The organism is Desulfoluna butyratoxydans, assembly GCF_900699765.1.
Taxonomy (GTDB): domain Bacteria; phylum Desulfobacterota; class Desulfobacteria; order Desulfobacterales; family Desulfolunaceae; genus Desulfoluna; species Desulfoluna butyratoxydans.
The window spans coordinates 48,956-75,311 of sequence record NZ_CAADHO010000013.1 but is presented as its reverse complement, the minus strand read 5'-3'; the positions used below and the strand labels follow the sequence as shown (position 1 = coordinate 75,311).

The 26,356-nt window shown below is 60.3% G+C and carries 20 protein-coding genes; 12 read left to right on the top strand and 8 right to left on the bottom strand.

Features of this window, described 5'->3' with window-relative positions:
- Positions 1-419: 419 nt before the first annotated feature.
- The 3 genes from MSL71_RS23980 to MSL71_RS23970 form a co-directional block, all read right to left on the bottom strand.
- Complete coding sequence (locus MSL71_RS23980) at positions 420-1,229, bottom strand: ABC transporter permease (RefSeq protein WP_246317906.1); 810 nt, start codon at positions 1,227-1,229, stop codon at positions 420-422.
- Between the two features lie 110 nt (positions 1,230-1,339).
- On the bottom strand, positions 1,340-2,542 hold the full coding sequence (locus MSL71_RS23975; protein WP_246317904.1) for an ABC transporter substrate-binding protein: 1,203 nt from the start codon (positions 2,540-2,542) through the stop codon (positions 1,340-1,342).
- Entirely contained in the window at positions 2,539-3,294 is a 756-nt protein-coding gene (locus MSL71_RS23970) for an ABC transporter ATP-binding protein (RefSeq protein ID WP_180146222.1), read from the bottom strand. Before MSL71_RS23970 ends, MSL71_RS23975 begins: the two co-directional genes overlap by 4 nt.
- Positions 3,295-3,622: 328 nt before the next feature.
- On the opposite strand from MSL71_RS23970, the gene MSL71_RS23965 reads away from it, so the two are divergent.
- From MSL71_RS23965 to MSL71_RS23945, 5 genes are all read left to right on the top strand, one after another.
- Entirely contained in the window at positions 3,623-5,137 is a 1,515-nt protein-coding gene (locus tag MSL71_RS23965; RefSeq protein WP_180146218.1) for a metallophosphoesterase, read from the top strand.
- Between the two features lie 66 nt (positions 5,138-5,203).
- Positions 5,204-7,189, top strand: coding sequence for a CHAT domain-containing protein (locus tag MSL71_RS23960; RefSeq protein WP_180146214.1), 1,986 nt, complete (start codon positions 5,204-5,206; stop codon positions 7,187-7,189).
- Entirely contained in the window at positions 7,144-8,055 is a 912-nt protein-coding gene (locus tag MSL71_RS23955; RefSeq protein ID WP_180146211.1) for a class I SAM-dependent methyltransferase, read from the top strand. Before MSL71_RS23960 ends, MSL71_RS23955 begins: the two co-directional genes overlap by 46 nt.
- A 233-nt stretch (positions 8,056-8,288) precedes the next feature.
- Positions 8,289-9,503, top strand: a complete 1,215-nt coding sequence (gene nhaA / locus MSL71_RS23950; RefSeq protein WP_180146208.1) for a Na+/H+ antiporter NhaA — start codon at positions 8,289-8,291, stop codon at positions 9,501-9,503.
- A gap of 326 nt (positions 9,504-9,829) precedes the next feature.
- Positions 9,830-10,039: a dodecin family protein gene (locus MSL71_RS23945; RefSeq protein WP_180146204.1), complete on the top strand. Its 210-nt coding sequence runs from the start codon at positions 9,830-9,832 to the stop codon at positions 10,037-10,039.
- Between the two features lie 43 nt (positions 10,040-10,082).
- Here MSL71_RS23945 and MSL71_RS23940 read toward each other — a convergent pair whose 3' ends face one another.
- The 4 genes from MSL71_RS23940 to MSL71_RS23925 all read right to left on the bottom strand — a co-directional run bounded on the left by MSL71_RS23940 (position 10,083) and on the right by MSL71_RS23925 (position 15,098).
- The gene (locus MSL71_RS23940) at positions 10,083-12,806 is read right to left on the bottom strand and encodes a heavy metal translocating P-type ATPase (protein ID WP_180146201.1); all 2,724 of its coding nucleotides are present in this window, start codon (positions 12,804-12,806) and stop codon (positions 10,083-10,085) included.
- A gap of 12 nt (positions 12,807-12,818) precedes the next feature.
- On the bottom strand, positions 12,819-13,091 hold the full coding sequence (locus MSL71_RS23935) for a metal-sensitive transcriptional regulator (RefSeq protein WP_180146198.1): 273 nt from the start codon (positions 13,089-13,091) through the stop codon (positions 12,819-12,821).
- Positions 13,092-13,901: 810 nt separating this feature from the next.
- Positions 13,902-14,558, bottom strand: a complete 657-nt coding sequence (locus tag MSL71_RS23930; protein ID WP_180146195.1) for a DUF4405 domain-containing protein — start codon at positions 14,556-14,558, stop codon at positions 13,902-13,904.
- 324 nt (positions 14,559-14,882) lie between these two features.
- On the bottom strand, positions 14,883-15,098 hold the full coding sequence (locus tag MSL71_RS23925) for a hypothetical protein (protein WP_180146192.1): 216 nt from the start codon (positions 15,096-15,098) through the stop codon (positions 14,883-14,885).
- Between the two features lie 457 nt (positions 15,099-15,555).
- Here MSL71_RS23925 and MSL71_RS23920 point away from each other — a divergent pair, with 457 nt between their 5' ends.
- From MSL71_RS23920 to MSL71_RS23890, 7 genes are all read left to right on the top strand, one after another.
- On the top strand, positions 15,556-16,569 hold the full coding sequence (locus tag MSL71_RS23920; protein ID WP_180146189.1) for a methyltransferase: 1,014 nt from the start codon (positions 15,556-15,558) through the stop codon (positions 16,567-16,569).
- Positions 16,570-16,827: 258 nt separating this feature from the next.
- Positions 16,828-17,823, top strand: a complete 996-nt coding sequence (locus MSL71_RS23915) for a hypothetical protein (RefSeq protein WP_180146186.1) — start codon at positions 16,828-16,830, stop codon at positions 17,821-17,823.
- Positions 17,824-18,455: 632 nt separating this feature from the next.
- On the top strand, positions 18,456-19,790 hold the full coding sequence (locus MSL71_RS23910; RefSeq protein ID WP_180146183.1) for a diguanylate cyclase domain-containing protein: 1,335 nt from the start codon (positions 18,456-18,458) through the stop codon (positions 19,788-19,790).
- 141 nt (positions 19,791-19,931) lie between these two features.
- Positions 19,932-20,429 carry a MarR family winged helix-turn-helix transcriptional regulator gene (locus MSL71_RS23905; RefSeq protein ID WP_180146180.1) on the top strand — a complete coding sequence of 166 codons (498 nt, stop codon included), beginning with the start codon at positions 19,932-19,934 and terminating at the stop codon, positions 20,427-20,429.
- Positions 20,430-20,471: 42 nt separating this feature from the next.
- Positions 20,472-21,890 carry an MFS transporter gene (locus MSL71_RS23900; protein ID WP_180146177.1) on the top strand — a complete coding sequence of 473 codons (1,419 nt, stop codon included), beginning with the start codon at positions 20,472-20,474 and terminating at the stop codon, positions 21,888-21,890.
- A gap of 135 nt (positions 21,891-22,025) precedes the next feature.
- Complete coding sequence (locus MSL71_RS23895; protein WP_180146174.1) at positions 22,026-24,476, top strand: ATP-binding protein; 2,451 nt, start codon at positions 22,026-22,028, stop codon at positions 24,474-24,476.
- A 128-nt stretch (positions 24,477-24,604) separates the two neighbouring features.
- The gene (locus tag MSL71_RS23890; RefSeq protein WP_180146171.1) at positions 24,605-25,447 is read left to right on the top strand and encodes an MBL fold metallo-hydrolase; all 843 of its coding nucleotides are present in this window, start codon (positions 24,605-24,607) and stop codon (positions 25,445-25,447) included.
- Between the two features lie 78 nt (positions 25,448-25,525).
- Here the strand turns inward: MSL71_RS23890 and MSL71_RS23885 are convergent, their stop codons facing one another.
- Positions 25,526-26,104: an REP-associated tyrosine transposase gene (locus tag MSL71_RS23885; RefSeq protein WP_180146168.1), complete on the bottom strand. Its 579-nt coding sequence runs from the start codon at positions 26,102-26,104 to the stop codon at positions 25,526-25,528.
- Between the last annotated feature and the right edge of the window lie 252 nt (positions 26,105-26,356).

The window sequence follows — 26,356 nt, the reverse complement described above, 5'->3', positions numbered from 1 at the left end:
CCGGTTCACACGCCCCCCAATCATACCCGACCCGCGAAGCGTAGGGTGCGGCCCCCGCACCGCAAAACGTAACGTGAGGCCAACGGCTTTTGCAGCAGCCCACACCATCACGAGCGACCTTAAACAACCAGCTACCAGCTTTTTTGGGGCAATTGGTGATGCGCACGGGGCACCACAGGAGACATCGGCTTTTCGCCGCCATGGCATAAAAACGATTTCCGGTTCACACGCCCCCCAATCATGCCCGACTCCCGCACCGTTTTCACTACGGCCCACCGCAATGCCCATCAGACAAAAAAAGACCATCCCCACAGAAGCGTCCCGCCCCGTGACCGATGGCCTTTCCCTATTTCCTATTACCTATCCCCTGTTTTTCCTATTCCCTATTCCCTATCCCCTGCTTTTCCCGCTTTTCCGCCTTACCTTTCACTCCCCCAATTCAAATACTGCCGAAGCATCTGAATGGCCCCGTCCAGACAAAAGCCCAAGACACCGATGGCAAGGACCGTGGCCATGAGCAGGTCGTACTCCATGGTATCCCGGGCATCGTTGATGATGTAACCGAGGCCGCTTGAGACCCCCAAAAATTCGGCGGGAACAAGAACGATCCAGGCCACGCCCAGGGCCAGACGGAGGCTGGTGAGGATGTAGGGAACCGAGGCGGGGATGATGATGCGGGTGAGGAGCTGCCGGTCGGAGGCCCCCTGGTTTCTGGCCATCATGATCCAGCCGGGGTTGACCCGCACCACGCCCAGGGAGGTGTTGAGGATAATGGGCCACACCGTGGCCATGGTGATGATAAAACAGATGGCGGTCTCAAAGCTGGAGAAGATGAGAAGGGCGATGGGCATCCAGGAGAGGGGGCTGACCATGCGGAGGAACTGCATGGGCGGGTAGGTGAGGACCCTGACGGTCCGGTAGAACCCCAGGAGCAGCCCCACGGGAAACCCCACCACAAAGGCGATGAGAATCCCCAGGCAGACCCGGGAAAGGCTTGCCCCGGCAGAGGCCCAGAAGTGGGCGCTGCCCACCAGGCGCACCAGCCCCTTCAAGGTAGGGCCGGGCAGGAAGCCCTGGAACTGAGCCAGGTCCGTGCGGCTGAAGAGAAGGGTCCCCCCTGCCGCCCAGAGGGCGATAAAAAAAAGAAACCCTGCAAGGCCCATGAAGAGGCCGCTGTTCATCATTTTTTCCGCATAGGGTTGCCTTGCGTATACTGACTGCTTTTTCAAATATCTCTCAATCACGTTCATAGGGTTTGGGTTCTCGGCAACGCAAGGTGGGGCCAAAGGGCCGGTACAGGCGCCAGGACACAAAGGAGCCCTGGCGCGGATTGATCCGGTTACACGGAGATGATCTCCTCCCGGTGGAAGGGATCGTCCAGGCGGCCGTACGAAAATTTTTCCGGCCCGCCCACGGCTTCGATGGCCCGGGTGACATAGCGGTCGTCCACAAGTTCGGCCGCAGCCACTTCAGGATCCAGGGAGCGGAGAAAAGCGGCGTCCCCTTCCACAACGGTTCGCCCCAGCTCGCCCACGAGCAGCCGGGTCGCCGACGGATAGGGCCAGGGCTGGAAGCCGATGCGCTCCAGCTGCCACTCGGGATGATGGATGGCACCGGTGCCTCCCATCTCGCCGTAAACTGCGGGATCGTACCCGGTAAAGGCCTTTAACAGAATCTCTTCGTCCACGGGAAGGTAGTTCCCTCCCTGGCGGCTCAGGATGCGGGCGGCATCCCTGCGGTGCTCCGTGATCCAGAGCTGAGCACGGACAATGGCGTTCATCACCTTCTGGGAAAACACCGGCTGGCGTGCCACCAGCCCTTCATTCATCACCACCACGCAACATGGGTGGTTCTTCCAGATATCCCCGGTAAACCGCATGATGCGGGCCCCGGTCTTCACCTCGCTGATGGCGTTGATGGGATCGGCCACAATATAGCCGTCAATTTTCCGTCCGGCAAGGGCGGCGGGCATCTCCGGAGGAGAGAGCACAAAAAGGTTCACCTCGTCCGGGGCAAGGGCCGCGCTCTGGCGCTGAATCACCGGCTTGAGCCCGAATTTCCTCAGACCCATCTGGAGGATCACGTTGTGGGTGGAGTACCAGTAGGGCACGGCAATCTGGTGACCGCCCAGGTCGGCAAAGGATTGGATGTCCGAATCCCCGCGCACGGTGATGGCGCTGCCGTTGGTGTGGTTCCAGGCCAGGACCTTCACCGGCACCCGGTGTTTGAACCGCATCCACACCGGCATTGGGAGCAGCATGTGGGTCAGGTTGAACTTGCCGGAGAGAAAGGACTCCATGAGGGTGGACCAGCTTCGCACACGCACCGGTTTTTTAAGGCGCAGCCCCTCTTCCTGAAAATACCCCAGGGCATGGGCGATGAGGAGCGGTGCCGAGTCGGTGATGGGCAGGTAGCCCACCCGAAGCTCGGGTTCGCCTGCGGCCCGTGCCAGGGCAGGCATCCCGGCCACGCCCAGGGCGCTGCCTGCGGCGGCCAGCCCGGCCTGTTTCATAAACTCCCTGCGGGTCACGATACGGCTCACAGGCCCTCCTCCTGAAATCGTTCCATGATGGCGCCCTTCATTTCCCGAAGGACCGGATCGGCCGGGTCCCTGGGATACGCCCTGTCCAAAGCATACTCTTCCATGATGTGACCGGGCTCGCCGCCCAGGAGCACCACGCGGCTCCCCAGGGCCAGGGCTTCGTCCAGATCGTGGGTCACGAACACCACGGTGATGTCGGTTTCCTGGCGGATGCGCACCATCTCTTCATGGAGCCGGGAGCGGGTAAAGGTGTCCAGGGCCCCGAAGGGCTCGTCCATCAACAAAAGATCGGGGTGGCCCATGAGGGCCCGCGCCAGGCAGACACGCTGCTGCATGCCCAGGGAGAGTTCTCCGGGAAGATAGCTCTCGTGGCCTGCCATGTGCACCCTCTCCAGCCAGCGCCTGGCCCTTGAAAGGAGGTGGTCGGTCTCCCCCCTGAGCTTGCAACCGAAGGCCACATTCTCCAGCACGGTGAGCCAGGGCAGTAGCATGGGCTGCTGGGTCAGGAGGATGCGCGAGGGATCGGGATGCTCCACCGCAGCACCGTCCACGGCCACCTCCCCGGACGTGGGGGGCACCATGCCGGCCACGATGTTGAGCAGAGTGGATTTGCCGCACCCAGACCTGCCGAGGACCACCACGAAGTCCCCTTCGGAGACCGAGAGGCGCACCCCACCCAGGGCCGCCTTGCGCTTGCGCCCGGAGAGCTTGAATACTTTTGAAATGTCGCTGAGTCGAATCTTTTCGGTCATCTTGCCTGCCTGGTTCCGCCGTTGCCGCAAAGGCCCCATGGCCTTCTCCGGAATGAGATCCCCCTACACTGTGTTTTTCGGTTGTTCCCCCCAAAGAGTTAAAGAGAAAAACAAATGACAATCGGCGTTTCCCGGGCATACCTCTTATATTATGTCTATTTCGGCGCTCAGAATTTCCACAGGCCACAGGGGCGACGCCGAACAACGCTGTCACTCATGACACCGTTCCCCCGGTTGTCACGCGGGATGTCGCGCCCGTTGTCGCCCCTTGTATTATCTGCGAAATACGATACAATATCGGCTTATTAACCCCTGAACGAGGTGTACCATGCCCTTTCCTCAGTACGATGCCGTTCATGTTATCTCCGACATCCATTTGGGGGGCTCCCCCGGTTTCCAGATCTTCAACCAGCAAGACGCCCTGGCCTGGCTCATCAACCACCTGGCCGCCGAGCCCAGCCACCGAAAAACAGCCCTTGTCCTCAACGGCGACATCGTGGATTTTCTCGCCGAACCCGCACCGTCCAATGAAAAAGCATGCTATTTCCGCCCCACCCATGCAGCCAAAGACCTCACCCGCATCATGAACGACCCCGAATTTACGGAGGTCTTCCAGGCCCTTTCCACCTACACCCGGTCTGAAAACCGCAATCTGGTCATCGTCCTGGGCAACCACGACGTGGAACTGGCCCTTCCTGACGTCAGGGCCCTTCTGGCCGAAAGACTCTGCGGAGGATCCGATGCGGCACGGGGCCGCCTCACCTTTGCCATGGATGGCACCGGCTTTGCCTGCCGGGTGGGGGAGAAAAACGTGCTGTGCATCCACGGCAACGAAACCGATGCCTGGAACCCTGTGGACTACAGGGCCCTGAACCGCATCCGGGCCGAACAAAAACGCCGCACCCCCCTGACCCCGTGGACTCCCAACGCTGGCACCAAGATGGTCATCGACGTCATGAACGGGCTCAAGAAAAAGTACCGGTGGGTCGACCTGCTCAAGCCTGAAACAGAGACCATCCCCGCCCTGCTCATGGCCATGGACGACCATGCCGTCACCTGGTCGCGGCTCAAGAGCCTCTTTGGTGTCGCCGCAGACTTTATGAGGGACAAGCACCGCGACCCGGACAGCTTCCTGGGGCTTCAGGGGGAACTCCCCGGCCAGGAGGTCTCCGAGGACACCGCCTTCCAGCGGGTCATGGCCTCCAGCTACCCGAGCCTGGTCAACGCCCCGGTAGCTGGCACAACGGACATGGACAGCCTCCTTCACGAAATGGACGCCCACCTGGCAAGGGGCACCTCGCCAGCCGCCCTGGCCTCGTCCCCGGAGCAGGCCGACTTCTTGGGGGCCTGGGGCGCTGTGTGGGACAAGATACGGGGCCGCTCCCCGGAAGAGAACATGCGCGAAGCCCTCCAGGGCTGGCTCAAGGACGACCCAACCTTCAACCCCAAGACCGAAGACGACACCTGCCGGAGTGTCCGGGAACTTGTGGGCCCGGAGGTGGATGTGGTGGTGGCCGGCCACACCCACCTGCACAAAGCCATCAACTCGGGCACAGGCCCCGCCTACTTTAACTCCGGTTCCTGGATCCGTCTCATGCAGCTCACCCCGGACCTGCTGGAAAAGGAGCCCTTCAAGAAAGTGTGGGCTGTCCTTGAACAGGGCGACATGGAAAGCCTGGACAATGCCACGGTCAACGGAAGGCCCCTGATCCGCCACATCCGCTCCGTGGTCTCCATCGAAAAAGAGGACGGCGGAGAGGTCTCAGGAGCCCTTGCCACCGTGGAAGGTGCAGACGGCGCCTACAGCCTCTGCCCGGTGCCCGACGGACGCCTTGCCTGCTGACCGGCCGGAATGTCTTTGGTCCGGCTTTTTTCCCACGTTACCCATGGATCTCACACAGGAGCCCCCATGCCACACATTCGATCGGTGAAACTGGAGTTGTTGCGCCATGGCCCGCCCCACAACCAGCTTATCTCTCCGTTGACGCGCTACATGGGCCTCAGCGGTCGCCACGAGCCCGTCACCGTTACCCTGCCCTACGAGCAGCAGGATGTACTCACCCTGCTCAGGGCCCTGCGCTACGGGGAGAAGGACACCCCCACGCGAAGAGCCCAAATCCGGGAGATCTCGGTGGCCATGGGACAGATCATGGAAAAGGTCCCCGGCCTCATCGCCGACCTCTCCCTGGACGGAGACGAAGCATTCGTCCAGCTGCGCCTTGTCTTCTCCGCATCGGAGCTGGCCCTGCTCCCCTTTGAGATGGCCGATGCAGCCCGTGGCTTTCCCGGTGAAGGCTCGCCCCTGGCCCTTCAGCAGGAGGTGCCGGTGGTGATGACCCGGGAGATCCGGGGGGCTGACGGACGGGTCCAGCCCTGGGCCACAAGGCCCCGGATCCTCTTTGCCGCCGCAGCCCCCCCGGGGGTGGGAACCATCCCCTTCAAGGCTCACCTCCTCGCCCTTCGGGAGGCGGTGGGGCCGTGGCTGCCAAGGGCCTCGGCCCACGAATCACCCACGGAGCGACTCTCCCCCTTTCTCACCATCATGCCGTCGGCCACCCTGGCCCAGATCCAGGAAGCCTGCGCCGAAGGATCTTACACCCATGTGCACATCCTCGCCCACGGGGTGCCGCACCCGGACGCGTCGGAAGTCCGCTACGGCCTTGCCCTGTGCGACGATACCAACCCCTCGGGCATGGACGTGGTGGATGGAAAGAGACTCTCCGCGGCCCTGCGGGTCAAGGCCCGGGGCGAAGGATTTTCCTCCCCCCTGGTGGTGACCGTCGCCAGCTGCGACAGCGGCCAGCAGGGCTCGGTGGTTCTCCCCGGCTCCAGCCTGGTCCATGCCGTGCACAACGCCGGGGTGCCCCTGGTCATCGGCTCCCAATACCCCTTGACCAAAACCGGCTCCGTCACCATGGTCCGAACCCTCTACGGGGGCCTCCTCTGGGGCAAGGACCCGCGCGTCTGCCTTTACGAATTGCGTCAGCAGCTCCGGCGGCAGGACCGCACCACCCATGACTGGGGCAGCCTCATCGCCTACGCGTCCCTGCCCGACGACATGGAGTCCCAGCTCGGGGAGTTCAGGACCATCCAGGCCCACAGGGCCCTCACCGCGTCCATGAACCGCGCCCACAACCTCACCGAGCGGGGGATCAAAGGCGTTGACGGTGACTTCACCGAGGTCATCGACGACATCCGCCACGCCATCTCGGTGATGCCCGACTGCGATCCAAAGCCCGACGCGCCCTTCCTCGCGGCCCAGGATAACCGCATCGCCAAGCTCTGCATCCTCGGGTCAGCGGAAAAACGACAGGCCCAGGCCCTTTACCTTCAGCACAACGAAAACAAATCCCCCGAAGCCCCCCGCCTGCCCGACGACGCCCTCCTGAGCCTGGAGCGGGCTTTAACTTTTTACCGACGCGCAGCGGCCATCAACGCCCACGCCCACTGGCCCGGCACCCAGGTGCTGAGCCTCTCCATGTTCCTCAGGTATTACAAGACAAAGAAAATGGAGCTGGAGACTCCCCTGTGGTCCTTTCTGGACGCTTCGGCCCGCTTTGACCTTCACCACCCCGATCCATCCCAGAGGCTCTGGGCCTGCTCCAACCTGGCCGAGCTCCACTTTCTGGCCCTGGTGGCAGGACCGCTTCGCCCCGGGGATCCGAGGCCGTCCCCCGAACACTTCATCACCCGACTTTTGGAGGAGGCCCCCACCAACGCGGTCCAGGTCATTGCCCTGCGCTGGCAGCTGCATCGCTACACCCACATCCTGCGCTTCGACGACACCTCGGCCAGCCATGCCGAACGGCTCACCAACATGCTCACGGGCCTTTCGGAGGAGAACACCACGTGCGAACCGATCAGCCAAGCAGGACAGCCCGCAAAATCGCGTTGAACATCGTGAGCCTGGGCGCCACACCGGGGGCAGCCGACACTCTGCCCGCAGGCATGGCCCATGCCACGGCCCGCCTCCTCGTAGCCTCCGGGGCCGCAGGCCCGGCCCTGGTCCGGTGGTCCCGCTCCTGGCAGGTGGTAAGCCTCTATCACCTGTTTGACCCGCTCATGCCCGGGGAATTTGAAGGAATCGGGCGCCGAAAGGTGTTCTGCGAGCAGCAGCTACGGGACGCCCTCCAAAAAGGGAGCACCCAGGTTCTCGTCCTCGGGGCGGGGTACGACACCCTGGCGTGGCGCCTGGCCCCCGAGTTCCCCGGCGTCCGCTTTTTCGAGATCGACCATCCGGCCACGTCCCGCCTCAAGCAAAAAGGCATCAAGGCCATGGGAAGGCCGGGTAACCTGCACCTCATGGCAGAGGACCTGGCCCGCACCCCGCTGACCAAGGTCATGGAGACCGAGCCGTCGTGGGCCCCAAACGCGCAGACGGCGATCCTGGCCGAAGGCCTGCTCATGTACCTGCCCGAAAAGGCGGTAAAGGCCCTGTTTACACAATGCCATGACATCACGGGCCCCGAAAGCCGCATGGTCTTTACCTACATCGGCACCGGTGCAGGGGGCAGGCCGGATGTGGGGTGGCTCTCCGGGCTCCTGCTCTGGACCATGGCCCTGGCCGGAGAACCCTGGCTCTGGAGCCTGCCACCGGAACGGCTCGGAGCCTTTCTGGCCGACACGGGCTGGGAAGCGTCACCGTGCACCCCGGAATCACCTTCAGGCCACGGGGTGGAGTTTTACGCGGTGGCAGACAAACAGAAGATAAAACAAGAAAGGTCACCATTCAGCACCCGTTTGCCTCCGACGGCAAGGTGAGCCACCTTGAAAGCAGATAGCAGATGTGTTTTGCCCCTCGTTCCTCGGGTCAAATCACATCCGCCTCTAAAGTAAAAATTCACTCAAAAAGATTTTTTAAAACCTGTTTGTTAAACTTTTTAAAAGCTGAACAGTCACCCGATAAAACCGAAGGTTTGAAGCATGAGCGCCCGGATGACCAGGGCCCCCTGGCCGCCGGCACAACCGACATCACACCAGATACGGAGATCGCCATGATGAAGCCCCAGGAATCGTTTCTCGCAAAGTTTTTCAAAATGGAATCCGCCGGCGGCATTGTCCTGATGCTGGCCGCCACCCTGGCGGTGGTGCTGGCCAACACCCCGTTGCGGACGTATTACGCCCTTTTCATCGACACCCCGGTGGAGATCCGGGTGGGGGCCATCCACATTGCCAAGCCCCTTTTGCTGTGGATAAACGACGGGCTCATGGCGATCTTCTTTTTCCTTGTGGGACTGGAGTTGAAGCGGGAGCTTCTGGAAGGCGAGCTGGCGGACAAGCGCAATATCATCCTGCCCGGGGTGGGAGCCATCGGCGGCATGGCCGTCCCTGCGCTGATCTACGTCTATTTCAACATGAACGATTCCGCGGCCATGAAAGGGTGGGCCATTCCGGCGGCCACGGACATCGCCTTTGCCCTGGGGGTGCTCTCCCTTTTGGGATCGCGTGTTCCCATCAGCATCAAGGTGTTTTTAACCTCCCTGGCCATCTTCGACGACATCGGGGCCATCGTCATCATCGCCGTCTTCTATACGGAAAACATCTCACCGGTGGCCCTTGCTGTGGTGGGATTCTGCATCCCGGTCCTGGCCCTTCTCAACTGGAGGCATGTTGAGGCCAAGAGCCTCTATATCGCGGTGGGGGTCGTCATGTGGGTGGCCATGCTGAAATCGGGGGTGCACGCCACCCTGGCGGGGGTCTTGCTGGCCATGTTCATTCCCATGACCTCCAGGGAAGAGCCAGGGACCTCGCCCCTCAAGAGCCTGGAACACGACCTGCATGCGGTGGTGGCCTTTGTGGTGTTGCCGGTCTTTGCCTTTGCCAACGCCGGACTCAACCTGGCAGGCATGGGCATGGAGCAGATCTTCCACCCCGTGCCCCTGGGCATCGCCCTGGGGCTCTTCGTCGGAAAGCAGGTGGGAATCTTCAGCTGCTGCTGGGCTGCCGTGGCCCTGAAGCTCACGGACCTGCCCAAGGGGGTGTCCTGGGGGGCCCTCTACGGAGCAGCGGCCCTCTGCGGTGTGGGGTTTACCATGAGCCTGTTCATCGGCTCCCTGGCCTTTGAGCAGACCGCGGTCAACCTCCTGTTTGACGAGCGTTTAGGCATCATCCTGGGCTCCCTGGCCTCCGGTGCCGTGGGCTACCTGGTCCTCAAGGTGACCCTGCCCGCCAACGCCGATGTCCCCGAAGATGCGACCGAACCGGCCTGACCCCGCTCCTTCCGTGGGCCGCGCCAACCCCGTGTACCCGGACATAAGCAGCCTCCGGCAGGGTCGCCGGAGGCAAGATTGAAAAGCGTTGACCTGATTCGACCCGAGTCCCCCATTGCGACGGGTTCGGCGATCTGGTATCATCTTAAAAAATCACGTATTTTCCTACAGCTCCGGGCCAGAGAGCAGCGCCGCTTTTTACGACCCCGCCCTGACAGCGGCCATTGACCGATGTTCCATCCCTTCCTCCGGCCCACCGCACCCCCACTGGTTCGCGTGTCAGCACCTCCGATCCCCACCCCGTCCCACCCAAAAAGGAGAACACCATGGATTCAAGCACGTACAAAATCATCGAAGTTGTCGGCTTGTCGGAAACATCCTGGGAAGATGCGGCCAAAGTCGCCATTCAGACCGTGGACAAGACCCTGCGGGATATCCGCGTGGCCGAGGTCGTGAACATGGACATGCGACTCGAAGACAACCGCATTGTGGCGTATCGCACCCGCCTGAAGGTGTCGTTCAAGTTCGACCAGTAGAGCGTGACACCTTCCCTTCACACTGAGCCGGGGAGCCCGCGACTCACGGTTGTGCAGCCCGCTCCCCGGCGCCGTCGCCCAGGGACGACGCCATGCGCTTCAGGAAGAGGGAGTTGAGTACCACGGTAATGGATGAGAACCACATGGCGATGCAGGCCATCTCCGGCTTCAGGGTCAGGTTGAAGGGAGCATAGAGGATACCTGCGGCAACGGGGATCATGAGCACGTTGTAGAAAAACGCCCAGAAAAAATTCTGCTTGATGGTGGCAAGGGTCTTTCGTCCCAGACGAATGGCCCCTTCCACGTCCAGCAGGCTGTTGTTGACCAGAATGACGTCCCCGGTCTCCCTGGCGATGTCGGTTCCCGAGCCTACAGCTATGCCGATATCGGCCTGGGCCAGGGCCGGGGCATCGTTGATGCCGTCCCCTGCCATGCCCACCTTGAAGCCTTTTTCCTGCCACTTTTTCACGATCCGGCTTTTTTCATCCGGAAGCACCTCAGCCTCCACCTCGGTAATCCCCACCTGCTCGGCCACGCTGCGGGCCGCGCGCTCATTGTCCCCGGAAATCATGGCGGTCTTCACGCCCAGGGCCCGGAGCCGCTTTATGGCCTCGGCGGAGTCGTCCTTCACCTGATCGGAAAGGGCGATGACGCCCATGACCTCGGTGCCGTGCCAGACGTAGACGGTGGTCTCCCCGGCATCGGAGAGCTTTCGCCCCAGAGCCTCGGCCTCGGGGTTTCCTTTGAGGTCTGCGTCCACAAACAGGGCCCTGCCCACACCGGCGGGCTTGCCGTCCAGCTCGGCCGAGAGCCCTTTGCCGCTGACTTCCGTGGCCTGATCGGTCTTGCGGAGTTCCAGCCCCTCAGCCTTGGCCCGCGCAACGATGGCCTGGGCCAGGGGATGGGACGAGTTGGCCTCCACGCTGGCGGCCACGGTCAGAAGCATTTCCTGGGAAGCGCCCCCCACAGGGTAGACCCCGGAGACCTCGGGCATGCCCCGGGTGATGGTGCCGGTCTTGTCAAAAAGGATCACATCGAGCTTTGAGATGGACTCCAGAACCGAGGCCCGTTTAAAGAGGATCCCCCGGCTCAGGCCCACCCCGCTGCCCACCATGATGGCTGTGGGTGTTGCCAGGCCCAGGGCGCAGGGACAGGCCACCACAAGCACCGCGATCATGAGCTGAAAGGAGAAGAGAAAACGCGTGGTCCCCGGGGGAAGGGCCGTATCCACCAGCCCGTACCAGACGGTAAAGGTCACCACGGCGGCCATCACCACCATGGGAACAAAATAGTTGGAGACCGTGTCGGCCAGGCGCTGGATGGGGGCCTTGTCGGCCTGGGCGTCTTCCACCATCCGGACGATCCTGGAGAGCATGGTGGCGCTGCCCACATGCTCCGCCCGAAAGGTCATGACCCCGGTGAGGTTGATGGTGGCACCGGTCACCTTCTCGCCCCTGCCCTTTTCCGCAGGGATGGGTTCACCTGTGATCATGGACTCGTCGATGCTCGTCTGGCCCTCGATGATCTCACCGTCCACGGGGATCACCTCCCCCGGAAGCACGCGGATGATGTCTCCCACCTTGACCATGGCGGCGCTCACCGTCTTCTCCGTCTCCCCTTCCACAACCCGCGCTTTGTCCGCCTGCAGGGAGGCGAGCTTTTCCAGGGCCTGGCCCGTCTTTCCCTTGGCCCGGGCTTCGATGGTTTTCCCGATGAGGATAAAGGTGATGATCATGGCGGCGCTGTCAAAAAAGGTGTGGGCGGCCGGATCCAGGAAAAAGAGGGAAAACACGCTGTAAAAATAGGCGGCGGAAACCCCCAGAGTGACCAGGACATCCATGTTGGTGGACCGGTTTTTCAGGGAGTGCCACGCCCCTTCAAAGAAGGTGCGCCCCGACACAAAAAAGACCAGGGTGGCCAGGGCGAACATCACGTAGTTGGTGGTCACGTGCCCGAAGGGCATCGTGTACATCAACACCACCAGGGGCACGGTCAGGGCCAGGGCAAAGAAAAAACGGAACCTCTCTTTGGCCGCCAGGGGAGAAGCCTCGGCCTCAACGGATTCGGGAATTCCCCGGTACCCCGCGGCCTCGACGACCCCGAGCACCCCCTCTTCATCGATCTGCGTTTTATCAAAGGTCACGAACCCCTTTTCCATGGAAAAATTCACCGAAACCCCGGTGACCCCCGGGGCCTTCTTCAGGGCCTTTTCAACGGCTGCAGCACAGTTGGCACACGACATCCCCTCAATCCTGAAGGTGGTTTCCCCTGTGGGCGTCTCATCGTGGACACGGGCCTCAAACCCGGCTGACGCAACCTTCTCCTGAATTTCCTCAGGGCTCACCGTGGCCTCATGCTCCACGGCCAGACGCTCCACGGCAAAATTCACCGACGCCCGATGCACCCCGGGGTACCCGGCAAAGGCCTTCTCCAGCCCTGCGGCACAGTTGGCGCAGCTCATTCCCGTCACATCAAAATGCGTGGTGATCACCTGGGGGACCTCGGCCATGGGGGAGAGCCCCCCTCCCGGCCCGGGGACCGAAAGGCCCGGATCCGGGGCAACAAGGCTGAAGCCCTTGCCCGTGATGACTCGCTGAAGCCCTTCAAGGTCGGCCCGGGTGTCGTCAAAGGTCACCGTGGCTGACGCCCCGTCAAGGGAAACATCGGCACGCTCAACACCCTCTGTCTCTTCTAAGGCCTCGGTAACCGCTGCCACACACCTGTGGCAGGACATGCCGTAGACAGGTATCTTCTCAACACAGACCATGGAATCCTCCGTTCATTTCTTGGAATACCGGTAGACCGTATCAATCAACTCGTTGATCTTCTCCTGGCCTTCGCCCTTTAAAATAGCCTCTTTCACGCAGCTCTCCACGTGGCGCTTCATGACGATACGAGCCACCATGTTCAGGGCTTTTTCAGCGGCAGTGACCTGATTGATGATGTCTATACAATATTTTTCACCCTCCACCATCCTGGCGATGCCGCGCACCTGCCCTTCGACTTTTTTCAGCCGGAGCAGGGCGTCTTTTTTCACCTCTTCGTTGATCATCGATGCCTCCTCATGTGTTATGTACCCTACCCCCGTAGGGTATGCACCAGACAAACCGATGTCAATGCATTTTTTAGGCATGCCGTACTTTTTATGCACCAACAACACCGCGTATCGACGCCGCATCTTGCTGGTCAAGGGCCATCAAACGGCGGAAACGCTGTGCCCCCCTGACCCGAATACGCCATCAGGGATGGCAGGGCCGACAATGCATAAAGAAAAGGGTGGTGTAACTCTTCAGCCCACAAACAGCCTCCGGCGGCGAGGTGAGCCACCTCGAAAGCTTATTGCCATTGCGCTTTGCCCTTCGTTCCTCAGGGCAAAGCGCAATGGCCTTCGGCTCGGGCTGCGCCCGACATGAACGCTGATGGTTTATGCGGACTGGATCGCAAGCTTCGACGTTACAGGATACGTTGTCACCACTTGCCCTGTGTTGATATAACCGCACGGCCTCCGGCTGCAAGGTGGGGGCACCTTGAAACCCTGAGGCGAATGCATGGAGGCCGTCATTCTACCTGCGTTATCGGGGCATTCGCGTGATGTGTGGCATCTGGTAACCGTCTTTGCAGGAGAGGCCCATTTCATTCTTCTAAAAACACAATGAAGAACTTTTGGGATTCGTTTGACTTTAACCGGAATAACTCCGGCGGCCAAAGGTTTAACAAACAGGTTTTACGAATGACGAGGCCTGCTGCCGATAGCTTTTTCGGAGTTTTTTTTCATAAAGCGACCCGCCGGAGGCATGCTTTTCCTGCCAGCTTAACCATATAAGGCAACCGAAGCATTACAACGTGGTCAGGTTCAAAACCGTCACGACCCGTGTGCCGCGGCACCTTGGCGCTTCATCCCCCTTTTCTTCACCTCGCGCTGGTCCCGGCGCATCACGTCGTAGATTTCCCTGGGGGTGGTGTGATTTGCCTTTGCCACCTCAAGGAGACTCTGCTTTCCGTCGGTCACTGTCATTCCGCTATCCGTAAGATTCCGAACGCTGATCATCGGGTCCAGCCCCATTCTCCGGGAAAGCACCTCAACGGACGACAGCTCGGCATGGCCGTAAGGAGGCGTGCCGTATTTTTGTTCGCCATGATCCTTCAGGGTGTCGCTCAGCTCCAGGGTCAGGGTAAAGGGAGGGAGCATCAGGATCGTCCCCACCACCACGGCAAGGGTAATGCCAAGGGCCCCGGCGCACTCTCCGGACATTGGCCGTCTTGCCCCCCTGGCTTTTTTGCGGACATAGGCAAGGACCAGGGACCAGTTCAACACCACGTGCAGACAGGCCGCAGCCAAAAACAAAATGCCGCTGTTGATGTGGATGTTATCCCAGCCCGCCTTGGCAAGCCCCCAGTAATGCCAGTCCGCCCAGAACGCCACCCGGCCGTGGGGCATGACATACAGCACAATGGACGACACCGTCAGCACGACAAAGGAGAACAGCAGGGTCAACGAGGTTATCTTTTTAAGGGACATACACTCTCCGTACACAGGACTCCATGGGCAACCGGGTGATGTCATGTTCATGTTACCGCACCAACGTGAGAATCACCCTGCAGGCAGGACTTCACCAGATTGTTCTGATGAATGTAACTATTCAGCTCAAAATTGCCTCCGGCGGCCCTGCCGGGGGCCAAACTTTTAAAAAGTTTGACAAACAGGTCTTAAGTAAGCCTTCCAGGCTACGCCGAAACAATTTCGACATTTTCGCACCCGCGTTAGAAAAGTTTTTTCGGAGCTTTTTTTTAAAAAAGCGACCCGCCGGAGGCATAGCTGAATAGTTACTGATGAGTCGTTTTCTCATGAAATATCCGAACCAGGAGCACCGTTCCTCTTCGGGGCAGCAAAATCCACCACAAACCGGTAGTCCTTTCCGCAGCGGACCAGAATCTCCTTCTGCCCCTTTTTCAAAAACCGCATCTCAAGTTCCATGCGGCCGTGGCCGTCATGGAGAAAAAGGTCTTCGTACAACGTTTCAATGGTCTTGAGTATCTGGCTGTGCCCTTCAGGTATCATCCGTCCATTCCTTGCGATTCAGTGCGTTGGTTCGTCTGGGGCGATCAGGGACAGCCCCCGCGGTGTGCCTTGTTTTTCTCCCCGTCATCTCGAATTCCTTCCTTACCCACGCCAAGTATGAAGTGTCAAGTATTTTTTGCCTTACCGAAACAATATAAAACCACCAAAACCAACAAACACACGCCCGAAGCCGCCCCCCACGCCCGGGGCAGAACATCTTAAAATACAGGAACAATATATTGACAAACGGCCGTTTTCTGCCTGACACCACCATCCGGAATGCATATTACTAGTTTAAAAACACCAACAAAAAATGATACACAACAACCACGTCAGAGCCACCCATCCTCCCCCCTCCAGGCCTGACGGATGCACCCCGCTACAGAGCCGGCAATGAAAAAGCGTTCCACCGTTCACAACCATGGTTATATAAGGATTACGGAAGAAAGGAGACACCATGCACCTCCCGGACATCACCGCCCCATTCCGCCCCATCCATCACATTGTTGCCGCCGGGTACGGCCACCGAATCCTCCTGGGAGCCCTGGAGATCGGTCTCTTTGACCAGCTCGCCAAAGGCCCCGCCACCGTCGAAGAGCTCACCATGGCCCTGGACGCGGGCCCCGTCCAGACCAAGGCCCTGCTGGAGACCCTTGTGGCCCTGGCACTCGTGGAAACCGACGGGAAAAGCTACCAGAACACCCCTTCTGCTCAGCGGTACCTTGTCCGCGCATCGGACGCCTGCCAGGCTCCCTTTATCACCATGCTTACCGGACTCTACGAGACCGCCCTGGCCGACATCCCGGCCCGCATGAAAACCTCGGAAGCTGAGCAAAAAAAGACGGAAAGCCTATGGGCAAAGCCCGAGGCCCTGGAGGGCATGGGGCGAGCCTCCCTGAGGGGCCCCGTCCAAAAAGCCCTTGCCTTCATCAGTGACCTGCCCGGCTTCGACGGGTTCTCCACCCTGTGCGATGTGGGAGGAAACCACGGTTTTTACAGCATGGCCCTTTTGGACGCCAACCCCGGATTGACAGCCACGGTCTGCGACCTTCCCCATGTCACGGGACCGGCCGCCGAGCTTCACAAAAAGTACGGTTACAGCGAGCGCATGACGGTGCAGGACCTGAACCTGAACACCGACGCGCCGGAAGGGGCCTACGACATTGTTTTTGCGTCCCACATCCTCTACGCCTGGAGCGGACGGCTCATTGAGGTGATCAGGCGTCTGGCCCAGCCCCTGAAGCCGGGTGGATGGCTTGTCCTTAACCACATGGCCCCCACCGAGGGCAGGCCAAACCTCATCAACGCCCTGATGAACCTCCACGCAAGCCTGTCCGGGTACCCCGCCCACGTCCTTGGCTCCGACGAACTGGAATCCGCCACCGGGGAATGCGGCCTCACAGCGCCCCGAACATCCCTGGACAACGACACATGGGCCCTGCTTTTTGCCGTGCAAAAGCCTCTCGGATAGAGACATCGGCCAGAAAACAGTGACTAACATATCCGGGTCAGAAGGCCCCGGCAGGAGACTGCCGGATGGTCCCCCCGGGGGGGGGATGCCCGTGTGGCACAGGCCACATTTTGGCCTGTCAATTCCTGAACCCATCGTGTACGTTCAAAGGAACACGCCGGACTCCCCCTTTTCACTGTTCACCGCCCCCATCACCCTGCCCTGTTTCAGCTCCGAGCAGGCGGAGTCCCCCACCCATCTTCATTGAGGACCCTGGACATGATCAACCGAAATCATCGAAGTCTGCGGGCCTGGGCTCTTTGTCTTCTTCTGCTGCTCGGTTTCGGCGGGTGCGCCACCCGCTCCGCGCCCCCGGCGCCCCATGATGTTGTGGCCTTCCTGCCCCCCGAGGACAACACGATTCTCAGCCGGTACGCACCGGCCTTTGTCGTCGAAGAACCCGAACAGTTTTACAACCTCGTGGGCACCCCCACGGCCGGGCTCGGAGGCGACGGCACGGAAGAGATCCGGGTGGACCCTTGGCGGGCAACCGTCTACACCGAAACCCGACGGTTCGACACAGGCAGCGGGAGCTGGACTAACCTTGTCTACCGCGTCCACTTTCAGGAGGTCCCCGGCGGGCTCCTGCCCTATTACCTGGGAAAGGGAAAAAACGTCGGGCTCTTGGTGGTGGTAACCCTCAACCGGGAGATGAAGCCCGTCCTCTACACCACGGTGCACACCTGCGGCTGCTACCTGGCCTTCGTGCCCACCAACCTTTTGCCGCAGAGCGCGTATCCCTCAGGCTGGCCCCAGGACCGACAGACGGTTCACTCCGAAAACCTCCCCGCCCTCATCCGCCTGGGAGAAAAACCGGAATCAAAGCGCCTCATGGTTCTCCTCCGGGACGGTACCCACCGGGTGAAAGACCTGTGGCTGGAACCCCAACATGCCCTGATACATTACCGGCGCATCAGTACCGAGACAGCCCCGCTCTCCTCCCTGGAAGCCCTGCCCCTGCCCACGGGAGGGACCACCTCATTGTATGAATCCACCGGCCCCCGCACAGGCTATGTCAAGGGAAGCCAAAAGCCCAGGGAGCGACTGCTGATGAGCTGGTGGGCCTTTGACTGGCGGGTGGGCGAAGACAAAAAACTGGGGGTATCCAAAGCCGACGGCACTCTTTTTTACACCAGCCTCAAGCCCTGGGCACGGGACCGGTCGGACATGCGGGACTTTCCCACATTTCTGGCCTACTGGGGCTGGCGTCTGTAAGGGCAATGCATAGAATAAAGCCACATGACGGGATCATCCCATCAGTCCTCAGCAGGTTTTTTTGATCGTTGCTTCGATACATAACGAATTTGAAGCGGCGTATCGTTATGTCTTATTATTTTAGGGCATAGCCCTAAACCAAAACGCCCGGCCCATTTTCTCCCCCGCATCCCCAGGGCTAACGCATTTGGATTTTGCCTCCGGCGGCCCTGTCCGGGGCCAAACTTTTGAAAAGTTTGATAAACAGGTTTTGTTTTATGAGGATGCGTCCCTACACGGTATAGCCCCTCCTCTTTGTTTTATTACCGGAACGTTTTTGCGGAGCTTTTTTCAAAAAGCGACCCGCCGGAGGCAACTGAGTTTTTAAATGCGTTGCCCCTGCCCGCATCCCACTTTCCTGTTGACATGATTCGGTTTTATTCATAGTAAACGGTGATACGTTTACTGACTGGAGTTCTCCCCAACCGCACACCCCGGTCCAAAAACTTCTGAATCCCAGAAACTGCCGCGACAGAGAGCTTTGGCTTTTCCGCCGGCCCACAACCCGTTTGGCCCCTTTCTCCACCCCTGTCCGCCATGGGACAGATGCTGAATCAGGAGCCGTTTACGTTTTTCGGCTCCCGGAGTAAGGCATGAACTATCGCATCACCGGTTCCTGGGCGATCCCGACCCTCCCCCTTCTTCTCTTTGCCCTTCTTATGGGCACAAGCCACTACGTGGTCAAACGCGAACGGCAGCACCTCCGGGATGTGCAGTACCGCAAGGTCTACGAGCACGCCGGGGCAATCCGCACCCGGCTGGAGGTGGAGCTCAGCACCACCCTGAACCTCTGCCTCGGCCTGGCGGCGGTGATCCGCTCCCAGCCCGATTTTCCGGCCCACGCCTTTGAAAACGTGGCCAAAAGCATCATGTCCCAGGCGCCCCACATCAAAAGCATTGCCCTGGCCAAGGACAATGTCATCACCCACATCTTCCCTGCCGAGGGAAACGAAAAGGCCCTGGGCCTCCATTACGCCGATTATCCGGACCAATGGGCAACCGTGGAACGGGCCATGACGCACAGGCAACCTCTCATCGCAGGCCCGGTCTCCCTGGTTCAAGGGGGCAGGGCCTTTGTCAGCCGCATCCCCATCTACCCCAGGGTCAATGCCTACTGGGGCATAGCCAGCGTCGCCATCAATGAAACCTCCCTTTACCGCTTCAGCGGCCTGCTGGAGCCGGACCCCACGGTGCAGTACGCCATCAAGGGAAAAGACGGCCTGGGCGTGTCCGGCGATGTGTTTTACGGAGAGCCTCAACTCTTCGACGATCCCCATGCGGCGGTGCTCCCTGTCAAGCTGCCCTCGGGCACCTGGCTCCTTGCCGCTGTCCCCGCCACCGGCTGGGTGGAAAACGCCTCGGTGCTGACTGTTATCCGCTGGTCGGGTCTGCTGCTCGCCCTCACCATCTCCGGCCTGGTCCATGCCCTGCTCTGCTCGTACCGGCGCATCCACCTCATTGCCCTTGAGGATCCCCTCACCGGTCTGTCCAACCGTCGCCTGCTGGAAGAGCACCTCTCCCAGCTCATCCTCCTCTCCCGCCGAAAGAAAAAAGCATTTTCCCTCCTGTATGTGGACCTGGACCGGTTCAAGCCCATCAACGACCGGTTCGGACACGAGGCCGGCGACGCGGTTCTCACCACCCTGGCCCGCCGCCTGAAGGACAACCTCCGCCAGTCGGATATCATCGCACGGGTCGGCGGTGACGAGTTCATCCTCCTTTTCCACGACATGGTCACCAGACACGACGCCCACGCCATGGCATCCAAGGTGGCAGGTATCATCCAGGCCCCGGTGGCCCTCTCCTGCGGCAGGGAAATCTCCGTGGGCGCCAGCATCGGCATCAGCCTCTACCCGGACGACGGTACCTCCGGCGAGGCCCTCATCAACCATGCGGACCTGGCCATGTATTCCCAGAAAAACCAGTAGCCCGTCATAACCTCCCCCCATGGGGCCGCCCCATGCCCTTCACACACAAAAATACCATTGACAGGAACACGCTGTCCCGATAATTATTGACATGTCAACATTTGACATATCAACCATAAAAACACCCCCACAGGAGCGGCCATGCCACACCCCAACTCACGAAAAACCTCCTTCGGTTACCGTTTTGCCATGATCCAACGGATCCATGCCGCCCTGTCCCGTGACGGAATGGCCGCCCTGGGCATCACCACAGCCCAGTTCCCCTTTCTGGCAGAGTTATTCCATCAGAAGCGCCCCGTCACACAGAATGAACTTTCCATAGGCCTGTGCATTGATCCGGCGGCCACGGCCCGGGCCCTGGACCAGCTTGAAAAAAAAGGGCTCGTCACCCGGGAGGTCAACCCCGAAAACCGCCGCCAGAAGCTTGTGGCCATCACCCCCCAGGCCCGTGAGATGGAGACGGATTTCTACAAGGTGCTGGGCAACGCTTCCGACACCCTGGTGTCTGGGCTCTCCGAGTCTGATAAACAGGCAGCCCTCACGCTGCTGGACCGCATCATGGCAAACGGAATCTCCGCGCGGTACGGAGCAGGCGACAACCGGAACACATCGGGGCATCCACCCCGCAAAACACCATAGACAACGCATCCGGCGATGCTGAAAGGAATAGAACAACGCATCATGCAGACACACGCCCCTGAACAAACCATCTCACCTGCCGTCACCATCTTCGTGGTGTCGGTGATCCAATTCCTGACCCCGTTCATGATGTCCGCCGTGGGTGTGGCCCTGCCCGCCATCGGCCACGAATTCTCCGCCGGTGCCGTTCAGCTCGGCCTGGTGGAGATGGTGTACATCCTGGCCGTGTCCCTGATCATGCTCCCTGCAGGGCGCCTGGGGGACATTCACGGTCGAAAGAAAATCTTTGTCTCCGGCTCGGTGATCTTTACCGTAGCCACCCTCTTTCTGGCCATGGCCCCCACCATCGGGACCTTCATCCTCTTTCGCTTTCTCCAGGGTGCCGGGGCCTCCATGGTTACGGCCACCAGCGTGGCCATCCTCTCTTCGGTGATCCCACCCTCCAAGAGGGGAAAGGCCATGGGGATCGTTGTGGCGGCAGTCTACCTGGGACTCTCGGCAGGCCCCACCCTGGCTGGGTTCATGGTCACCCACATGGGATGGCGATGGATCTTTTTCACCGCCCTGCCCCTGGAGCTGGCCTCTTTGGCCCTGACCCTCACCCGCCTTAAGGGGGAGTGGAAAGGGGCAGAGGGCATGCCCTTTGACTGGACGGGCAGCCTTCTATACATGGGGTCGCTCTTTGCCATGATCTTCGGTGCCACCCACCTCAAAGACGGGTCGCTCCACGCAGGCCTTCTCATCCTTGGCCTTGGGGGCATGGCCGGGTTCCTCGTCTGGGAGGCAAAAAGCGACTCCCCCATCCTCAACGTCCGGCTCCTCATGGAAAACCGGGTCTTTGCCATGAGCAACATCGCCACCTTGATCAACTACGCGGCCTCCTTCGGGGTGACCTTCTTTTTCAGCCTCTACCTCCAGCAGGTCAAGGGACTCTCCCCCCAGAGTGCGGGGCTCATCCTCGTCACCCAGCCCATCCTCCAGGCCATCTTATCCCCGGTCTCCGGCAGGCTCGCCGACACCCTGCCGCCCGCCCGCATCGCCACCTTCGGCATGGGACTCTGCACCACGGCCCTGGCCCTGTGCGCCACCATCCGCATGGAGACCTCCATCCACGCCCTGTTGGGCATCCTCGTACTTTTAGGTATCGGCTTTGCCCTCTTCTCTTCCCCCAACATGACCACGGTCATGGGCAGCGTCGCCCCCAAAGACTACGGCATTGCCTCCAGCCTCATCGCCACCATGCGGACCGTGGGGATGCTCACCGCCATGACGGTCATCACCTTCATCCTCACCCTCTTCATGGGCGACGCCCCGGTGACCCGTCAAACCGCTGGCGCCTTTGTGGAGGCCATGGGCACCGGCTTTCTCATCTTCAGCGTCCTGAGCGTCATCGGGATCTTCTGCTCCATGGGGCGCATGGAAAAAAAATCCGACGAGGCCCTTCTTGAACCTCGGAGTTAGAAGACACTGGCCTTCTGTGGGCCGTGGTGGACCGGGCGGGTGAAAATCCACCCGCCTTGAGCCTCCGCCTTCCACCCGGTGGATATTCTGTGGTATTCTCTACACATCTACCCACCCCAAGCGGACAGAGGACCCATGGCCCACACCCCATTGCCTGCGGCCGGGCGGCGGAGGCTCCGCCGCCTGCAGGTGGTCTTCATCGGCCTCCTTTGCCTTTCGGCCTGCCGGACAGAAGCCCCCCTTCCCCTGACACAGGAAGAGCAGGACTGGCTTGCGGCCAATGGGAAGCACCTTACGGTCCTCCTGCAGGAAGACCGCCCCCCCTTCACCTTTCGCGACGAACACGGAGCCTATGACGGCCTGTTCGTGGACTACCTCCGTGAAATAGAAAAAGCCATGGGCCTCCAGCTGCCCATTCGCCCCTTTGCCCGGTGGGGGGATCTTCTGGCCCATGCCGAGCAGAACCCCCACGTTATTATCCTGGCTGCCAGCCGATCCAGGGAAGGGCCGAAAAGCCTTCTCGTCACCGCCCCGGTGGTCAAAGTGCCCTACGCCATCATCACACGTAAAACCAGCCACGCCACGGGCATCCCGGAATTTGCAGGAAAAACCCTCTGCGCGGTATCCCACGACGCCGTCAACGCCATCCTGGCACACCACTACCCCCACATCGCCATCACCGGAGTGAAAAGCAGCATTCAAGGCCTCCACGCTGTCTCGTCCGGGACCTGCGATGCCATGGTCGCCAACAGCATGGAGGCCTCGTACCTCATCGAGGCCCTGGGGCTCACCAATGTGCACATTGCCGGCCGGACCCGTTTTCTCAACCGCGTGTCCCTTGCAACCGGCCCAAGCAATCCGGAGCTTTTCGGCATCCTTGAAAAAACCGTGGACACGATCCCGTCAAGCCGCCGCAGGGACATTTATCACCGATGGATCAGCCCGGGGGACAGGTGGCTGTCCGACACCCTGGTCATCAGCCTGGAAGTCATGGCTGGCATTGTGCTGTCCATTATTTTCCTGCTCTGGGCCTGGACCACGAGCCTGAGGAAGCAGGTGGGTCGGCAGACCAAAAGACTCCGGGACAGCAGGCAGAACCTGCGCATCACCCTGGACTCCATCGGAGACGGGGTCATGGTCACCAACATCGAAGGCACCGTCACCCGCCTCAATCCGGCTGCTGCAGCCCTCATGGGGTGGTCCGTAACCGAAGCCTGCGGCAAGCCCATGACCCGGGTCTTCCAGCTCAGGGATATCCGCACGGACCGCCTCCTGCCCCCTCCCGATTTCAGCAGCCCCACGGACCGGGAGCCAACGGACACCACCACCGAAGCCGTCCTGGTATCCCGCAATGGCACTCCGTGCAGGATCTGCTGCAACATGGCTCCCATCCGCGACGAAGAGGGGCTTGTCACCGGCGCCGTTTATATTTTCAAGGACATCACGGACAAAGCAAGGGCCGAAGAGGAGGTCCTGCGGATGAAAAAGCTGGAATCCCTGGGGATCCTTGCCGGCGGCATCGCCCATGACTTCAACAACCTGCTCACCGGGCTCTACGGCAACGTCTCCATGGCAAAACTGGCCCTGCCCGCAGATCACGAAGCACTGACGTATCTTTCTTCTGCCGAGGAGTCCATGGAAGCGGCCGTTGCCCTCACCGGCCAGTTCCTCACCTTCTCTAAAAACGAAGCCCCGGTGAAAAAAATCATCCATGTGGGAAAAACCCTCAACGACGCCGCCACCTTTGCCACCCACGGACTCAACACCCGGCTGGAGACGGCCATCGACGACGACCTGTGGCCCGTGGCAGCGGACAAAGGGCAGCTCAGCCAGATCATCGGCAACCTCATCATTAATGCCCACCAGGCCATGGCCACCGGAGGGGTCGTCACCTTGACGGCAAAAAACGCCCGGGCAACAGCAGGCCGCATCGTCCGCATCACCGTCAGGGACACCGGCACCGGCATCGCCCCGGAGCATCTGGATAAGATCTTCGACCCCTACTTTACCACCAAAACCACGGGCAGCGGCCTGGGCCTGGCCACCACCCATGCCATCGTGACCAAGCACGGCGGAACCATCTCCGTGGACACCGAACCGGACAAGGGCACCGTCTTCACCGTGGACCTCCCCGCAGCCGACATCCGCCCCGCCAAAGCCCCCGGTATACAGCCGGAGCCCCTGGACGACACCAGCGCAGAAGGGGCCCGCGTCCTTATCCTGGATGACCAGGCGGTGATCCGAAAAATCCTGGAGACCATCCTGGGCAAGATGGGCATCGTCCCCACCTTCACCGTGGAAGGCTCTGAGACGATCCGCGCCTACCGCAGCCAGCTCGAAGAGGGAACGCCCTATGACGCGGTGATCCTGGACCTGACCATCCCCGGGGGCATGGGGGGCCGGGAGGCATCGGAGCAGATCCTGGCCATGGACCCCGAGGCAAAAATCATCATCTCCAGCGGCTACGCCAGCGATCCCATCATGTCCCGCTACGAAGAGTTCGGCATCAAAGCCATTGCCGTGAAACCCTACCGATTTTCAGACTTCCGGAATATCCTCCTGGGCGTGCTGAAATCCGCCCCCTGACATTTCCCCCATGGGGCATTGACTTCTTACCCACCTCGCATAATACTGCACCTTTAAATAAAAGTTATCGACAACCCGGCCCATGCCGGACTGTCCCTCATTTGCAAAAGGATATAAGGACACCCATCATGAAGGTCACCATCACTGCCCTCGTGGAGAACACCCTGGGCGACACGCCAAATCTGGAAGCCGAACACGGGCTCTCCTTTCACATCAAGGCAGGAGACACCTCGTTTCTCTTTGACACCGGGGCATCGGGCCTCTTCCTCAAAAACGCGGAGCGCCTTAACATCCACACCGATGCCGTGGACTCCGTCTTCATCAGCCACGGCCACTACGACCACTCCGGCGGGTACAATGCCTTTGTGGAACAAGCCAAGGGCAGAAAGACGAACCTCTTTGTCAGGCCCGGCTTTTTCGACAAAAAATACGGATTCAGGGAGACGGGAGAGGCCTTTCTCGGCAACGCGTTTTCAAAAGAGGAGCTTGAGGGCGCACACGTTGCCGTGCACGAACTGGAAGGGGACGCAACGGAAGTCTTCCCCGGGGTGTTTTCGGTGACGGGCTTTGAGAGGACCAGTCCCTTTGAGAAGATCAACCAGCGATTTGTGGTGGAGCGTCGCGACGGCCGCGTGGTGGACGACTTTTCCGAGGAGCAGATCCTCGTGCTGAAAACCTGTCGCGGCCTGGTGGTGATCCTGGGCTGCTCCCACCCCGGGGTGGTGAACATCCTGGAGAAGGTCAAAAAAGAGTTTGGCGAGCCCATCCATGCGGTCATCGGCGGCACCCACCTGGTGGAGGCCGACCCTTCCCGCATCGACAAAACCACCGACTACTTCCTGAAAGAAGCCATCCCCCACATCATGATCTGCCACTGCAGCGGCGGGCCCGAACACCTCAAAGGGCTCATCTCCCGGCTGGGAGATACGTATCGTTCGGTCCACACAGGCACGGTGATCGCCTTTGAATAGATCGGCATAGTTACCTCGCAGGAATGCGGCATTCCAAACGACGTTCGCTTATGGAGCGCCGCACTCCGTGCGGCTTTTTTACAACGACGGCAAGCCCATCCACGGCCATTCATGGGAAGAAGCCACAAGCCCTGCATGTACAGGATTGTCGGCGATATATTGAAGAGCAGCTTCATAGTGGTGTTCATTTCGAATCAACCGATCCCAAAAGCCGCGTTGCCAAATTTTCTCGGGCAGTGGCCCCCCATGTACTTCCCTGATCTTCTTTGAGGTAAAGACCTTCCAGCTTCGAATCACCCCACCCAGGGGCCAGCCCTCATATTGCCGGATAACAAGGTGAACATGGTTGGGCATCACCACCCATGCGATGAGTTCATAACGCGTTTGGTGAAAAAACCGAAACGAGTCAGCAACAACTGCCGCGCATTCAGGATGGTTCAAAAGACACGCCCCATACCCTGTATCGAGCCACTCATTGATGCGCCGGCGCAATCTACGGTTCTTTTGGCCGTCAGGTGATGCCGCAACGTCTCTTTCCATTTTCTTCAACACATCAAGGGGAAGGCTGTCGGCAAGACGAAAGGTTATGGCCTGCAAAGCGCCCGGTGCATCACAATGGGGAAGGTACCCCCGGGAATACCACCCAAGGTGCGTCATGCTTCCTCCTGTGCCAGGGTGATCATGTTGACCGCCCGATCTGAAGGTATGGTTCGGGATGCCATTGGCCTGCCAATGCCGCACAGGAGTGCGGCGCTCCAATGGTGTCAGCTCGATTGTGGAGCGCCGCACTTTGTGCGGCTTTTTCGGGTTACGGGATGAACCGTTTTGTTGTTAAGTGACTCTATTGACACCTGGTTCAAAGGCATGGTCCGGGATGCCGTTGGCCTGCGAATGCCGCACGGGAGTGCG

What these genes read in the sequence shown, in the direction of transcription:
- MSL71_RS23970 (WP_180146222.1), bottom strand. Translation starts at nt 3,294, where the DNA reads ATGACCGAAAAGATTCGACTCAGCGACATTTCAAAAGTATTCAAGCTC.
- MSL71_RS23935 (WP_180146198.1), bottom strand. Translation starts at nt 13,091, where the DNA reads ATGATCAACGAAGAGGTGAAAAAAGACGCCCTGCTCCGGCTGAAAAAA.
- MSL71_RS23920 (WP_180146189.1), top strand. Translation starts at nt 15,556, where the DNA reads ATGCACCTCCCGGACATCACCGCCCCATTCCGCCCCATCCATCACATT.
- MSL71_RS23910 (WP_180146183.1), top strand. Translation starts at nt 18,456, where the DNA reads ATGAACTATCGCATCACCGGTTCCTGGGCGATCCCGACCCTCCCCCTT.
- MSL71_RS23890 (WP_180146171.1), top strand. Translation starts at nt 24,605, where the DNA reads ATGAAGGTCACCATCACTGCCCTCGTGGAGAACACCCTGGGCGACACG.
- MSL71_RS23965 (WP_180146218.1), top strand. Translation starts at nt 3,623, where the DNA reads ATGCCCTTTCCTCAGTACGATGCCGTTCATGTTATCTCCGACATCCAT.
- MSL71_RS23900 (WP_180146177.1), top strand. Translation starts at nt 20,472, where the DNA reads ATGCAGACACACGCCCCTGAACAAACCATCTCACCTGCCGTCACCATC.
- MSL71_RS23925 (WP_180146192.1), bottom strand. Translation starts at nt 15,098, where the DNA reads ATGATACCTGAAGGGCACAGCCAGATACTCAAGACCATTGAAACGTTG.
- MSL71_RS23915 (WP_180146186.1), top strand. Translation starts at nt 16,828, where the DNA reads ATGATCAACCGAAATCATCGAAGTCTGCGGGCCTGGGCTCTTTGTCTT.
- MSL71_RS23885 (WP_180146168.1), bottom strand. Translation starts at nt 26,104, where the DNA reads ATGACGCACCTTGGGTGGTATTCCCGGGGGTACCTTCCCCATTGTGAT.
- MSL71_RS23960 (WP_180146214.1), top strand. Translation starts at nt 5,204, where the DNA reads ATGCCACACATTCGATCGGTGAAACTGGAGTTGTTGCGCCATGGCCCG.
- nhaA (WP_180146208.1), top strand. Translation starts at nt 8,289, where the DNA reads ATGATGAAGCCCCAGGAATCGTTTCTCGCAAAGTTTTTCAAAATGGAA.
- MSL71_RS23945 (WP_180146204.1), top strand. Translation starts at nt 9,830, where the DNA reads ATGGATTCAAGCACGTACAAAATCATCGAAGTTGTCGGCTTGTCGGAA.
- MSL71_RS23930 (WP_180146195.1), bottom strand. Translation starts at nt 14,558, where the DNA reads ATGTCCCTTAAAAAGATAACCTCGTTGACCCTGCTGTTCTCCTTTGTC.
- MSL71_RS23905 (WP_180146180.1), top strand. Translation starts at nt 19,932, where the DNA reads ATGCCACACCCCAACTCACGAAAAACCTCCTTCGGTTACCGTTTTGCC.
- MSL71_RS23895 (WP_180146174.1), top strand. Translation starts at nt 22,026, where the DNA reads ATGGCCCACACCCCATTGCCTGCGGCCGGGCGGCGGAGGCTCCGCCGC.
- MSL71_RS23940 (WP_180146201.1), bottom strand. Translation starts at nt 12,806, where the DNA reads ATGGTCTGTGTTGAGAAGATACCTGTCTACGGCATGTCCTGCCACAGG.